The sequence below is a fragment of the Mesorhizobium sp. M0701 genome (assembly GCF_040320365.1).
Classification (GTDB): domain Bacteria; phylum Pseudomonadota; class Alphaproteobacteria; order Rhizobiales; family Rhizobiaceae; genus Mesorhizobium.
The window spans coordinates 1-14702 of record NZ_JAMYPO010000081.1 but is presented as its reverse complement, the minus strand read 5'-3'; the positions used below and the strand labels follow the sequence as shown (position 1 = coordinate 14702).

The window sequence follows — 14702 nt, the reverse complement described above, 5'->3', positions numbered from 1 at the left end:
CTTCCGGCGCCGCATCGATCTGGTCGTAGCGCTTGTATTCGCCAAAATACTTGGTGATCGCCGCCGTCAGCGACGTCTTGCCATGATCGACGTGACCAATCGTGCCGATGTTCACATGAGGCTTAGTGCGCTCGAATTTACCTTTTGCCATGTGATCTCTCCATTCCTGCCAGCCCGTGCGGGCCTTGAATTAAGTTACTGATGCAACTCGTTTCGAGTTACGCGTATTTCTTCTGGACTTCCTGGGCGACCGCGGTCGGGACCGGCTCGTAGTGGTCGAACTGCATCGTGTAGGCCGCGCGGCCCTGGCTCATCGAGCGAAGGTTGTCCACGTATTTGAACATGTTGGCGAGCGGCACCATCGCGTTGATGACCACAGCCACGCCACGGGCTTCCTGGCCCTGGATCTGGCCGCGACGGCCGTTCAGGTCGCCGATAACGCTGCCGACGTAATCTTCCGGCGTCACCACTTCGACCTTCATGATTGGCTCGAGCAACTGCACGCCAAGCTTGGGGGCTGCTTCACGGAAGCAGGCGCGGCCGGCGATTTCGAAGGCCAGAACCGACGAGTCCACGTCGTGGTAGGCGCCATCGATCAGCGTCGCCTTGACGCCGATCATCGGGAAGCCGGCGAACGGGCCCGAGGTCATGACGCTGTTGATGCCCTTTTCGACACCGGGGATGTATTCCTTCGGCACAGCGCCGCCGACGATCTTGGTTTCGAACTCGAATTCGCTGCTTTCCGGATTCGGCTCGAACAGGATCTTGACGCGGGCGAACTGGCCGGTACCGCCGGTCTGCTTCTTGTGCGTGTAGTCCTGCTCGTGCTTGCGGGTGATCGTCTCGCGGTAGGCCACCTGCGGCGCGCCGACATTGGCCTCGACCTTGAACTCGCGGCGCATGCGGTCGACGATGATGTCGAGGTGAAGCTCGCCCATGCCGGAAATGATCGTCTGGCCCGATTCCTCGTCAGTCTTGACGCGGAAGGACGGATCCTCGGCGGCCAGGCGGTGAAGGGCGAGACCCATCTTTTCCTGGTCGTTCTTGGTCTTCGGCTCGATGGCGATCTGGATGACCGGATCGGGGAATTCCATGCGCTCGAGGATGACCGGATGCAGCGGATCACTGAGCGTGTCGCCGGTGGTGGTGTCCTTGAGGCCAGCGAGGGCGACGATGTCGCCGGCAAACGCCTCTTCGACGTCGGCGCGCGAATTCGCATGCATCTGCAGCATGCGGCCGATGCGCTCTTTCTTGCCCTTCACGGTGTTGTCGACCGAGATGCCCTTGGTGAGCTTGCCCGAATAGATGCGGGCAAAGGTGAGCGAACCGACGAACGGGTCGTTCATGATCTTGAAGGCAAGCATCGACAGCGGCTCGTTGTCGTCGGCATGACGCTCGATCTCGGCGTCGGTCTTGGCGTCGACGCCCTTGATGGCCGGGACATCGGCCGGCGACGGCAGATATTCGACGACGGCGTCGAGCAGCGGCTGCACGCCCTTGTTCTTGAAGGCCGAGCCGCAGAACATCGGATAGAACTTCACCGCGATCGTGCCCTTGCGGATGAGCGCACGGATCTCGTCGTTGCTCGGCATCTTGCCTTCGAGGTAATTCTCGAGCGCCATCTCGTCCATTTCGACGGCGGCCTCGATCATCTTCTCGCGGTATTCTTCGGCACGAGCCTTGAGGTCGGCAGGGATCTCGACGATGTCCCAGGCAGCGCCCAGCGTCTCGTCGCGCCAGACCAGCGCGTTCATCTCGACGAGGTCGACGACACCCTTGAACTCGGTCTCGGCGCCGATCGGCAGCTGCATGACGACGGCATGCGCACCGAGGCGCGATCCGATCATCTCGACCGAGCGGTAGAAGTCGGCGCCGATCTTGTCCATCTTGTTGCAGAAGATCATGCGCGGCACGCGATACTTGTCGGCCTGGCGCCAGACGGTCTCCGTCTGCGGCTCGACACCGGCATTGGCATCGAGCAGCGCAATGGCGCCGTCGAGCACGCGCAGCGAACGCTCGACTTCAATGGTGAAGTCGACGTGGCCGGGGGTGTCGATGATGTTGAAGCGGTGCATCTTGCCGTCGCGACCCTTCCAGAAGGTCGTGGTCGCGGCCGACGTGATGGTGATGCCGCGCTCCTGCTCCTGCTCCATCCAATCCATGGTGGCAGCGCCGTCGTGGACTTCGCCGATCTTGTGCGACTTGCCCGTGTAATAGAGGACGCGCTCGGTGGTCGTCGTCTTGCCGGCGTCGATGTGCGCCATGATACCGAAATTGCGGTAGTCTTCGATTTTATATTCGCGGGCCATGGGAGGTGCCTCTTCAGTCTCGTTCGCGCTTTACCAGCGGTAGTGCGCGAAAGCGCGGTTGGCTTCTGCCATCTTGTGGGTGTCTTCACGCTTCTTGACGGCGGTGCCGCGGTTGTTGGCCGCGTCCATCAGCTCGCCGGAGAGGCGGTCGACCATAGTGGTCTCGTTGCGGTTGCGGGCGGCGGCGATCAACCAGCGGATGGCCAATGCCTGACGGCGCTCGGGGCGCACATCGACTGGAACCTGGTAGGTGGCGCCGCCGACGCGGCGCGAACGCACTTCCACATGCGGCGCGACATTGTCGAGCGCCTGATGGAAGACGGTGACCGGCTCCTGCTTGGTCTTGGACTGAACCTGGTCGAGCGCGCCGTAGACGATGGTCTCGGCAACCGACTTCTTGCCGTCATACATGACGGCGTTCATGAACTTGGTGACGATCAGATCGCCGAACTTGGGGTCCGGATTGATCTCACGCTTTTCTGCACTGTGACGACGGGACATTTTTTCTCTGCCTCAATTCTACGCGGTGGCCTGGATCCCGGATCGTCGCTTGACGCCGCCCGGAACGACCTTGGCTACGCTTCGGTCACTTCGGACGCTTGGCGCCGTATTTCGAACGGCGCTGCTTGCGGTTCTTCACGCCTTGCGTGTCGAGCACGCCGCGGATGATGTGGTAACGGACGCCCGGAAGATCCTTGACGCGACCGCCGCGGATCATCACCACCGAGTGCTCCTGAAGGTTGTGGCCTTCGCCGGGGATGTAACCGATCACTTCAAAACCATTGGTCAGGCGGATCTTGGCCACCTTGCGCAGCGCCGAGTTCGGCTTCTTCGGCGTCGTGGTGTAGACGCGCGTGCAGACGCCCCGCTTCTGCGGGTTCTGCTGCATGGCCGGGACCTTGTTGCGCTTCACCGGCGCAATGCGCGGCTTGCGGATCAGCTGGTTGACGGTAGGCATTAAACCCTCTTGTCTCTCAATTCCGTATCTCGCCCGGTCAGGGCCGCTCAAAGCGTCACTTCCATACGCAAATTCGGGCCACAAACCGCGCCTCGCGGTCTTGCCCGAACAAATGGCAGAGGAAGCGGAAGCCGCTTCGTGCACGCCGGAAATGTCTTTTCGCTCGTAAAACGAACCCTGTTTGAGGCAAACTCCAAAGCGTGTCGCTTCGGAAGCAAGAGCCTCACATCGGTTCTGACTGGGCGGCTTCTACTCGTATGGCCACTGTCCGTCAACCCCGGAGCGGCAAATATTGCGCTGAACCCGAGGCGTGGCAGCCATGCGAAAAGCGCATGTAATTTTCTTGCGCCGTTTTTCAAGAGGAAGCCAGAAAGTGACCGGCTTGCGGCTGTTTCCAGGCCGTGCTTCGTGCGAAAAGGCGGCATGAGCAGCCCAAACCCCCTCGCCCGGAGGTACGAACCCGTGAATGACAATGAGGAGCGCCCGGTCACCATTATTACCGGCCGGGTGTGGAAGCGCAAAGGTGGCAAGCCGGAAGGCGTGCATGTGATGCTGGTCGCACCGGACGACGATTCGGCGGTGCGCCGCGCTCTCGAATCGCTTGCCGCCGAAGGTTATGCCGAGGCAGAGCTCGATCAGATCGGCGACCTGGACGGCGTGCCGGACGAGGAGCCGCATCTGTCCGCCTATCAGGGCGCGCTCGAAGGCGAAGTGTCGATCGTGACGTTCGATGTGCCGATCTGAAGAGATCTGAATCGCGGTCGATCTCACGGGCCGGCGACAAAGCCCGGCGACTTGCCCGGCACAAGTTCTCTGCTAAGAAGCGACCTCTGGCAAAACCAAGCACACTCAACCTGCGGAGCTCCCATGTCCTCTAATCCCATCAAGCTCGGCATCGTCGGCGTGGGGAAGATCGTCCGTGACCAGCATCTGCCGGCGCTGGCGAAGGACCAGGATTATCGCCTGGTTGCCGCAGCGAGCCGCCATGGCAAAGTCGAGGACATCCCGAACTTCCCGACGATCGAGGCGATGCTCGACGCAACGCCGGAGCTCGAGGCGGTGTCGCTGTGCATGCCGCCGCAGTTTCGTTACGACGCCGCGCGCTTGGCGCTGGCGGCGAAAAAGCATGTTTTCCTGGAAAAGCCGCCCGGCGCCACGGTCAGCGAGGTCGAAGACCTGAAGGCGCTGGCGACAGCGAACGGCGTCTGCCTGTTCGCCAGCTGGCATTCACGCTATGCGCCGGCTGTCGAAGCTGCGCGCGCATTCCTTGGATCGACAACGATCAGGTCGGCCGCCATCAATTGGAAAGAAGACGTGCGCCGCTGGCATCCGAATCAGGAATGGATCTGGGCTCCCGGCGGCTTTGGCGTGTTCGATCCCGGCATCAACGCCCTGTCGATCGCTACCCACATCCTGCCGCCGATGTTCATCAGCTCGGCAGAACTCGATTTCCCCGAGAACCGCGCGGCCCCGATCGCCGCCCAAATCGCTTTCCGCACTTCGAACGGTCTGCCAGTGACGATGGAACTCGACTGGCGTCAGACCGGCCCGCAAAGCTGGGACATCCTGGCCGATACCGAGGCCGGATCGATGGTGCTTTCTGGCGGCGGCTCAAAGCTTGCCATCGATGGCCGCGTCGTTCACGAGGAGCCGGAAGCCGAATACCCGATGCTCTACAAGCGCTTCGCCGAGATCGTGCGCGCCGGCACCTCCGACGTCGATCTCGCGCCCCTGCAGCACGTCGCCGACGCCTTCATGCTCGGCAAGCGCAATGTGGTGGAAGCTTTTTTCGATTGATCAGTGGGCGCCGCCGGATCGCAGGTCCGGCCGGCGCACCGCACAAATTCAATTAACGATCGCTATTGCAAAGCCGTCATAGCCCTTGGCGCCAACAGTCTGGATCGCGGTGCCTTCCAGACGTTTGTCGCTGCCGATGAACGAGAACGCCGCGCGTGCCCCTTCGACATTGGCATCGCGACCATCTTCATTCACCACCGCGCCGTCACGGATGACATTGTCGCAGACAATGACGGTCCCCGGCCTCGAAAGATGCATGGCCCAGGACAGATAGTGCGGGTTGTTCGGCTTGTCGGCGTCGATGAAGATGAAGTCGAACGGCCCGGCATTCTCGGCGCCTAAGGCCGCAAGCGATTGAAGCGCCGGTCCGACCCGCAGTTCCACACGGTCAGACACCCCTGCCCGTTCAAAGTTCGACCGCGCGACACTGGCGTGGTGCGGATCAAGCTCGAGCGTCACGACCTTGCCGTCCATCGGCAATGCTCGCGCCATCCAGATTGTCGAATAACCGCCCAATGTGCCGATTTCGAGTACCTTCCTCGCTCCCTGCATTCGCGCAAGAAGTGAGAGCAGCTTGCCTTGTGCCGGGGAAACGTCGATAGGCGGCAGGCCCTGATCATGGTTGGCCGCCAGAACGGCATCAAGAGCGGGATCCGCCTCGAAAAGAGCTTCGACAATGTAGTCGTCGACAGCAGCCCAAATCTTCCTGCTCATCGTTTCTTCTCCGATCCGATTGAGGAACCAAAATGCGAAAAGGGGCCACTTAGGCCCCTTTTCTATCTTCTCTTTCTTGCGCGCTTACTGCGCCGCGTTAACCATGTCGGTCAGCATCGGCTCGGCGACCTCGACGCCGGACGCCTTGCGGCGCTCGTCGATGATCAACTCGTCGCGCGAGGTGGCGATGCGCCGGATCTGGCTCATCGTACCGCCGGTACCGGCCGGGATCAGCCGCCCGACGATGACGTTTTCCTTCAGGCCCTGCAGCATGTCGGTCTTGCCGGCAACCGCAGCTTCGGTCAGCACCCTCGTCGTCTCCTGGAAGGAGGCGGCGGAGATGAAGGACGGCGTCTGCAGCGAGGCCTTGGTGATGCCGAGCAGCACCGGCTGGCCTTCGGCCGGCTTCTTGCCTTCCTCGACCAGGCGCTCATTGACCTCTTCCAGCTCGATCACGTCGACGTGGTCGCCCGGAATGTAGGTCGAATCGCCCTGCGTGGTGATCTCGACCTTCTGCAGCATCTGGCGAACGATCACCTCGATGTGCTTGTCGTTGATCGACACGCCCTGCAGTCGGTAGACCTCCTGGATTTCGTTGACGAGGTAGGAGGCAAGCGCCTCCACGCCCTTGATCGCCAGGATGTCGTGCGGCGCCGGATTACCGTCGAGGATGTAGTCGCCCTTCTCGATGACGTCGCCGTCCTGGAGATGGAACGGCTTGCCCTTCGGGATCAGATATTCGACCGGCTCAAGCATCGAGTCATGCGGCTCGATGATGATACGGCGCTTGTTCTTGTAGTCGCGGCCGAAGCGGATCGTGCCATCGATCTCGGCGATGATGGCGTGATCCTTCGGACGGCGTGCCTCAAACAGTTCGGCAACACGCGGCAGACCGCCGGTGATGTCCTTGGTCTTGGCGCTTTCCATCGGGATACGCGCCAGCACGTCGCCGGGGCGAACCTGTGCACCCGGCTCGACCGAAAGAATGGCCTCGACCGAGAGCAGGAAGCGGGCGTCACCGCCCTTCGACAGCTTGCCGACCTTGCCCTTGGCATCCTGGACGACGATCGCCGGCTTGAGATCGTTGCCGCGTGGCGTCGAACGCCAGTCGATGACCTCGCGCTTGGTGATGCCGGTCGATTCGTCGGCGGTTTCCTGAACGGAAATGCCATCGACCAGATCCTCGAATGCCACCCTGCCCTCGATTTCGGTGAGGATCGGGCGGGTATAAGGATCCCACTCGGCGATACGCTGGCCACGTTTCACCTTGTCGCCATCGTCGACGAAGATGCGCGAACCGTAGGTGACGCGGTGCGTGGCGCGTTCCTTGCCAGCTTCGTCGAGGATCAGCACCGCCATGTTGCGGCCCATGACCATCAGCTGGCCGTCGGAGTTGCGCACCACGTTGCGGTTGCGGATCTCGACCTTGCCCTCATAGGAGGCTTCAAGGAACGAGGAATCCACCACCTGCGCCGTGCCGCCCATGTGGAAGGTACGCATGGTGAGCTGGGTGCCCGGCTCGCCGATCGACTGCGCCGCGATGACGCCGACAGCCTCGCCCTGGTTGACGGGCGTGCCGCGGGCCAGATCGCGTCCGTAGCAGACCGCGCAGACGCCGACCCTGACCTCGCAGGTCAGCGCCGAACGGATGCGGACCGACTGCACGCCGGCCTTTTCGATCAGTTCCACGTCACGCTCGTCCATCAGCGTTCCGGCCTTGACCAGAACCTCGCCGGTGACCGGGTGGGTGATGTCGTCGAGCGAGGTGCGGCCGAGAACGCGCTGGCCAACCGAGGCGACGACCTGACCGGCATCGACGATCGGCTGCATGGTGAGGCCCTTGTCGGTGCCGCAGTCGAGCGAGTTGACGATGCAGTCCTGCGCCACGTCGACAAGACGACGCGTCAGGTAACCCGAGTTCGCCGTCTTCAAGGCGGTGTCGGCCAGACCCTTGCGGGCGCCGTGGGTCGAGTTGAAGTACTCGAGCACGGTGAGGCCTTCCTTGAAGTTCGAGATGATCGGCGTCTCGATGATTTCACCGCTAGGCTTGGCCATCAGGCCGCGCATGCCGGCGAGCTGGCGCATCTGGGTGGGCGAGCCGCGCGCACCGGAGTGCGACATCATGTAGATCGAGTTCATCGGCTTCTGACGGCCGTTGTCCTCGAACTCGACCGCCTTGATGCGGGCCATCATTTCGTCGGCGACCTTTTCCGAGCACTTGGCCCAGGCGTCGACGACCTTGTTGTACTTCTCGCCCTGGGTGATCAGACCGTCATTGTACTGCTGCTCGTACTCCTTGGCCAAAGCCTCGGTGTCGGAGACCAGCTTGATCTTGGCGTCCGGGATCAGCATGTCGTCCTTGCCGAACGAAATGCCGGCACGGCAGGCGTGGCTGAAGCCGAGAGCCATGATGCGATCGCAGAAAATGACCGTCTCCTTCTGACCGCAATGGCGGTAGACGGTGTCGATCATCTTGGAGATGTTCTTCTTGGTCATCTCCTGGTTGGCGGTCTCGTAGGGCACGTTGTGGTTCTTCGGCAGCAGCTCGCCGATGATCATGCGGCCAGGCGTGGTATCGTAGATCTTCGACACGACCTTGCCGTCGGCGTCGACCGTGCGGAAACGCCCCTTGATCTTGGCATGCAGCGTCACCGCCTTGGTCTCGAGCGCGTGCTGGAGTTCGCCCATGTCGGCAAACACCATGCCCTCTCCCGGCTCGTTCTGGTTGACGATCGAGAGATAGTAGAGACCGAGAACCATGTCCTGCGACGGCACGATGATCGGCGCGCCGGAAGCCGGGTGCAGGATGTTGTTGGTCGACATCATCAGCACGCGGGCTTCAAGCTGCGCTTCCAGCGACAGCGGCACGTGAACGGCCATCTGATCGCCGTCGAAGTCGGCGTTGAAGGCCGTGCAGACCAGCGGGTGAAGCTGGATCGCCTTGCCTTCGATCAGGATCGGCTCGAACGCCTGGATACCGAGGCGGTGCAGCGTCGGTGCGCGGTTCAGCAGCACCGGATGCTCGCGGATGACCTCGTCGAGGATATCCCAGACCTCCGGACGCTCCTTCTCGACCAGCTTCTTCGCCTGCTTGACGGTCGAGGAGTAACCCTTGGCGTCGAGACGGGCGTAGATGAAGGGCTTGAACAGCTCGAGCGCCATCTTCTTCGGCAGGCCGCACTGGTGGAGCTTGAGCTCCGGACCGGTGACGATGACCGAGCGGCCGGAATAGTCGACGCGCTTGCCGAGCAGGTTCTGGCGGAACCGGCCCTGCTTGCCCTTCAGCATGTCGGACAGCGACTTCAGCGGACGCTTGTTGGCGCCGGTGATGACGCGGCCGCGGCGGCCGTTGTCGAACAGCGCATCGACGGCTTCCTGCAGCATGCGCTTTTCATTGCGCACGATGATGCCGGGCGCGCGCAGCTCGATCAGCCGCTTCAGGCGGTTGTTGCGGTTGATGACGCGGCGATAGAGATCGTTCAGATCCGACGTGGCGAAACGGCCGCCGTCCAGCGGGACAAGCGGGCGCAGATCCGGCGGGATCACCGGAACCACCTTCATGATCATCCATTCCGGACGGTTGCCGGATTCCATGAAGTTCTCGACGACCTTGAGCCGCTTCAGGTACTTCTTCTGCTTGAGCTCGGAGGTGGTCGAAGCCAGCTCAGAACGCAGATCGCCGGCGATCTTCTCGAGGTCCATGCCGGCCAGAAGGTCGTGGATCGCCTCGGCGCCGATCATGGCGGTGAACGAATCCTCGCCATACTCGTCGACGGCCATCATGTACTCTTCCTCGCTGAGCAGCTGGTGCTCCTTCAGCGCGGTGAGGCCGGGTTCGGTAACGATGTAGTTCTCGAAGTAGAGGACCCGCTCGATGTCCTTCAGCGTCATGTCGAGCAGCGTGCCGATGCGCGACGGCAGCGACTTCAGGAACCAGATGTGGGCGACCGGTGCCGCCAGCTCGATATGGCCCATGCGCTCGCGGCGGACGCGCGACAGCGTGACTTCGACGCCGCACTTCTCGCAGATGACGCCCTTGTATTTCATGCGCTTGTACTTGCCGCACAGGCATTCATAGTCCTTGATCGGGCCAAAAATGCGCGCGCAGAACAGGCCGTCACGCTCCGGCTTGAAGGTGCGATAGTTGATGGTCTCCGGCTTCTTGATCTCGCCGAACGACCAGGACAGAATCTTCTCAGGGCTGGCAAGCGAGATCCGGATGGAATCGAACACCTGCGCAGGCGCCTGGGGATTGAAGAGATTCATGACCTCTTGGTTCATGCCGTTCTCCTTTTCGGGGTCCTCGAAAACCCCTTGCATCTAGCGCGGGCCAAACGCCCGCCGACTTGATCGGCCATCGGCCGAGAATTTGGTGCGTCCGGTCGCGGGAAGACCGCGGCCGGACGTCTTGCTTACTCGGCCGCGTCGGGCAGCCGGATCGGGTTGTCGTCGAGCTTGGTGTTCTCCAGCTCGACATTGAGGCCGAGAGACCGCATTTCCTTGACGAGAACGTTGAAGCTCTCGGGAATGCCGGCCTCGAAGGTGTCGTCGCCTCTGACGATCGCCTCGTAGACCTTGGTGCGGCCGGCGACGTCGTCCGACTTCACCGTCAGCATCTCCTGCAGCGTGTAGGCGGCGCCGTACGCTTCGAGCGCCCAGACCTCCATCTCGCCGAAGCGCTGGCCACCGAACTGCGCCTTGCCGCCCAGCGGCTGCTGGGTAACGAGCGAGTACGGCCCGATCGAACGCGCGTGGATCTTGTCGTCCACAAGGTGGTGAAGCTTGAGCATATATATGTAGCCCATCGTCACTTTGCGATCGAACGGCTCGCCGGTGCGCCCGTCATAGAGCTGCGACTGACCGCTGGTGTGCAGGCCCGCCTGCTCCAGCATGATGTTGATGTCGGCCTCGTGCGCGCCGTCGAACACCGGTGTCGCGATGGAGACGCCGCGGCGCATCTGCTCGCTGAGGCGAACGATGCTCTCGTCGTCATATTCGCGGACCGGCTCGTTGCGGTCGTTGGAAGGCATGAAGCTCTCGAGCGTCTTGCGCAGCGGCTTGATGTCGCCCGCCGTCTTGTACGCGTCGATCAGATCACCGATCTTCTTGCCCATTCCGGCGCAGGCCCAGCCCAGGTGCGTTTCCAGGATCTGGCCGACATTCATGCGCGACGGCACACCCAGCGGGTTGAGCACGATATCGGCATGCGTGCCGTCCTCGAGGAAAGGCATGTCCTCGACCGGAACGATCCGCGACACGACACCCTTGTTGCCGTGCCGGCCGGCCATCTTGTCGCCGGGCTGCATCTTGCGCTTCACGGCCACGAAGACCTTGACCATCTTCATAACGCCCGGAGGCATCTCGTCGCCGCGCTGCACCTTCTCGACCTTGTCCATGAAGCGCTGCTCGAGCGCCTTCTTGGAATCGTCGTACTGGCCACGCAGGGCTTCCAGTTCGCTCTGGAGCTTTTCGTTCTCCACGGCAAACTGCCACCACTGCGAACGCGGATACTCGTCGAGCGTGTCCTTCGACAGCTTCGAGCCCTTCTTGAAGCCCTTCGGCCCGGCAATCGCTTCCTTGCCGACGAGAACGTCGGAAAGACGCGAATAGACGTTGCGGTCGAGGATCGCCTGCTCGTCGTCGCGGTCCTTGGCGAGGCGTTCGATCTCCTCGCGCTCGATCGCCATGGCGCGCTCGTCCTTCTCGACGCCGTGGCGGTTGAAGACACGCACTTCAACGACGGTGCCGAAGGTTCCCGGAGGCATGCGCATCGAGGTGTCGCGCACGTCCGAGGCCTTTTCACCGAAGATGGCGCGCAGCAGCTTTTCTTCCGGCGTCATCGGGCTTTCGCCCTTCGGCGTGATCTTGCCGACCAGGATGTCGCCCGGCTGCACTTCCGCACCGATGTAGACGATGCCGGCCTCATCGAGGTTCTTCAGCGCTTCTTCCGAGACGTTGGGAATGTCGCGCGTGATCTCCTCCGGCCCCAGCTTGGTGTCGCGGGCCATGACTTCGAACTCCTCGATGTGGATCGAGGTGAAGACGTCGTCGGCGACGATGCGCTCGGACAGGAGGATGGAATCCTCGTAGTTGTAGCCGTTCCACGGCATGAACGCGACCAGCACGTTACGGCCGAGGGCCAGATCGCCGAGCTCGGTCGACGGGCCGTCGGCGATGATGTCGCCCTTGTTGACCCGGTCGCCCATGCGCACCAGCGGACGCTGGTTGATGCAGGTGTTCTGGTTCGAACGCTGGAACTTCATCAGCCGGTAGATGTCGACGCCGGACTTGCCGGGATCGAGATCTTCCGTGGCGCGGATGACGATACGCGTCGCGTCCACCTGGTCGACGATGCCGCCGCGGCGGGCGCCGATAGCGGCGCCCGAGTCACGGGCGACGATTGGCTCCATGCCGGTGCCGACGAACGGCGCTTCGGCGCGCACCAGCGGCACGGCCTGACGCTGCATGTTCGAGCCCATCAGCGCACGGTTGGCGTCGTCGTTCTCGAGGAACGGGATCAGGGCCGCGGCCACCGACACCATCTGCTTCGGCGACACGTCCATCAGATCGACGTTTTCGCGCGGCGCCATCATCACTTCGCCGGCGTTGCGGCAAATGACGAATTCGTCGACGAAATGACCATTCTTGTCGAGCTCGGCATTGGCCTGCGCGACGTGGTGCTTGGCCTCTTCCATAGCCGACAGGTAAACGACTTCATTGGTCAGCTTGCCGTTGACGATCTTGCGGTACGGGCTCTCGATGAAGCCGTATTTGTTGACGCGCGCGAAGGTCGCAAGCGAGTTGATCAGGCCGATATTCGGTCCTTCCGGCGTCTCGATCGGGCAGATGCGGCCGTAATGCGTCGGGTGCACGTCGCGCACCTCGAAACCGGCACGCTCGCGGGTCAGACCGCCCGGTCCAAGCGCCGAAAGACGGCGCTTGTGGGTGATCTCCGACAGCGGGTTGGTCTGATCCATGAACTGCGACAGCTGCGAGGAACCGAAGAACTCGCGCACGGCGGCAGCCGCCGGCTTGGCGTTGATCAGGTCCTGCGGCATCACCGTATCGATCTCGATCGAGGACATACGTTCCTTGATCGCGCGCTCCATGCGCAGCAGGCCGACGCGGTACTGGTTCTCCATCAGCTCGCCGACCGAGCGCACGCGGCGATTGCCGAGATTGTCGATGTCGTCGATCTCGCCCTTGCCGTCGCGCAGTTCGACCAGCGTCTTGACCACGGCCAGGATGTCGTCCTTGCGCAGCACGCGCACGGTATCCTCGGCCTTGAGCTCGAGGCGCATGTTCATCTTGACGCGGCCAACGGCCGACAGATCATAGCGCTCGCTGTCGAAGAACAGCGAGTTGAACATGGCTTCAGCGGTTTCCAGCGTCGGCGGCTCGCCGGGGCGCATGACGCGGTAGATGTCGAACAGCGCGTCCTGGCGGCTCTCGTTCTTGTCGACGTTGAGCGTGTTGCGGATATAGGCGCCGACGTTGACGTGGTCGATGTCGAGGACCTTGATCTCATCGTCACCGGTGCCAAGCAGCACTTTCAGCGTCTTTTCGTCGATCTCGTCACCGGCTTCGAGGAAGATCTCGCCGGTCGCGTAGTTGACAATATCCTCGGCAAGGTAGTTGCCGAGCAGATCCTCGTCGGTCGCCTTGATCGCCTTGAGACCCTTTTCGCCAAGCGCCCTGGCCTGGCGGGCGGTGATCTTCTTGCCGGCCTCGACGACGACCTCGCCGGTGTCGGCGTCGACCAGGTCACCAACGGCCTTGAGGCCGCGGAAACGCTCGACGTTGAACGGGATGCGCCAATGGTCGCCGGCGCGCTTGTAGGTGATCTTGTTGTAGAAGGTCGACAGGATCTCTTCGCCGTCCATGCCGAGCGCCATCAGCAGCGACGTCACCGGAATCTTGCGGCGGCGATCGATGCGGGCATGCACGACGTCCTTGCTATCGAACTCGATGTCGAGCCACGAACCGCGATAGGGAATGACGCGCGCGGCAAACAGAAGCTTGCCGGACGAGTGCGACTTGCCCTTGTCATGGTCGAAGAAGACGCCTGGCGAACGGTGCATCTGCGAGACGATGACGCGCTCGGTGCCGTTGACGATGAAGGTGCCGTTCAAGGTCATGAGCGGCATGTCGCCCATGTAGACGTCCTGCTCCTTGATGTCCTTGATCGACTTGGCGCCGGTATCCTCGTCGATATCGAACACGATGAGGCGCAGCGTCACCTTGAGCGGCGCCGCATAGGTCAGGTCGCGCTGACGGCATTCGTCAACGTCGAATTTCGGTCCCTCGAACTCATACTTCACGAATTCCAGCATCGAGGAGCCGGAAAAATCGGAAATCGGGAAGACCGACTTGAAAACTGCCTGCAGTCCCTCGTCAGGACGCCCACCCTTGGGCTCCTCCACCATCAGGAACTGGTCATAGGATGCCTTCTGAACCTCGATCAGGTTCGGCATCTCCGCAACTTCCGGGATCTTTCCGAAAAACTTGCGTACGCGTCTGCGGCCATTGAAAGTCTGGGTCTGGGCCATCGTCGCTCCTTAGCTCAATTCTCGGGACGAGCCTCGCCGCGGCTCGCCTTGCATCTCGGGCCACCTTGGCGGCCCTGTCTTGTTGCCCGCCGCCTGTCGGCGGCTTCTTGTCTTTTCACCCGGCGCCAATTGGCGGCGGGCCAGAAACGGGAGAAAACCCGTTTCCTGAAGGCCGGTTTGCGGCCCTCAGGAAAGAGGTTTTCGCACTCTTCGCGTTACGCAGCCTCCCTTCGACGCGAAAGGAGTGGCGGGCGGCGCCGCGCCCGCACCCCGGGCAGAAACCATAAGTCAGATTCCCCACGGGCCCCGCGCCGTACCCCAGGGCGGTGGACGTGTGCGCGGACGCCCAGGAAAACGCGTGCATGTACCGGTTAT

General features: G+C 62.3%; 9 protein-coding genes. 2 read left to right on the top strand and 7 right to left on the bottom strand.

All coding sequences use genetic code 11. The features are described 5' to 3' along the window. The 4 genes from NKI24_RS34890 to rpsL form a co-directional block, all read right to left on the bottom strand. Window positions 1–151 (bottom strand): GTP-binding protein (locus NKI24_RS34890; protein ID WP_352643320.1); only part of this gene is annotated, 151 nt, incomplete at its 3' end. Window positions 152–218: 67 nt separating this feature from the next. Continuing rightward, window positions 219–2309, bottom strand: coding sequence for an elongation factor G (fusA, locus tag NKI24_RS34885; RefSeq protein WP_352750699.1), 2091 nt, complete (start codon window positions 2307–2309; stop codon window positions 219–221). A 30-nt stretch (window positions 2310–2339) separates the two neighbouring features. Continuing rightward, the gene (gene rpsG, locus NKI24_RS34880; RefSeq protein WP_008875664.1) at window positions 2340–2810 is read right to left on the bottom strand and encodes a 30S ribosomal protein S7; all 471 of its coding nucleotides are present in this window, start codon (window positions 2808–2810) and stop codon (window positions 2340–2342) included. An 85-nt stretch (window positions 2811–2895) separates the two neighbouring features. Beyond that, a complete protein-coding gene (gene rpsL / locus NKI24_RS34875; protein ID WP_006333356.1) occupies window positions 2896–3267 on the bottom strand; it encodes a 30S ribosomal protein S12 in 372 nt (123 codons plus the stop codon). A 462-nt stretch (window positions 3268–3729) separates the two neighbouring features. Between rpsL and NKI24_RS34870 the strand changes: the two genes are divergently transcribed. Together NKI24_RS34870 and NKI24_RS34865 are read left to right on the top strand one after the other, a co-directional pair. After that, entirely contained in the window at window positions 3730–4011 is a 282-nt protein-coding gene (locus tag NKI24_RS34870; protein ID WP_254817147.1) for a transcriptional regulator, read from the top strand. 123 nt (window positions 4012–4134) lie between these two features. After that, a complete protein-coding gene (locus tag NKI24_RS34865) occupies window positions 4135–5064 on the top strand; it encodes a Gfo/Idh/MocA family protein (protein WP_352451051.1) in 930 nt (309 codons plus the stop codon). A 48-nt stretch (window positions 5065–5112) separates the two neighbouring features. Here the strand turns inward: NKI24_RS34865 and NKI24_RS34860 are convergent, their stop codons facing one another. The 3 genes from NKI24_RS34860 to rpoB all read right to left on the bottom strand — a co-directional run bounded on the left by NKI24_RS34860 (window position 5113) and on the right by rpoB (window position 14327). Then, on the bottom strand, window positions 5113–5778 hold the full coding sequence (locus NKI24_RS34860) for an O-methyltransferase (protein WP_352451052.1): 666 nt from the start codon (window positions 5776–5778) through the stop codon (window positions 5113–5115). A gap of 84 nt (window positions 5779–5862) precedes the next feature. Then, window positions 5863–10059 (bottom strand): DNA-directed RNA polymerase subunit beta', encoded by a 4197-nt coding sequence (gene rpoC, locus NKI24_RS34855; RefSeq protein ID WP_352750698.1) that lies wholly within the window; start codon window positions 10057–10059, stop codon window positions 5863–5865. 131 nt (window positions 10060–10190) lie between these two features. Beyond that, a complete protein-coding gene (gene rpoB, locus NKI24_RS34850) occupies window positions 10191–14327 on the bottom strand; it encodes a DNA-directed RNA polymerase subunit beta (RefSeq protein ID WP_352451053.1) in 4137 nt (1378 codons plus the stop codon). Between the last annotated feature and the right edge of the window lie 375 nt (window positions 14328–14702).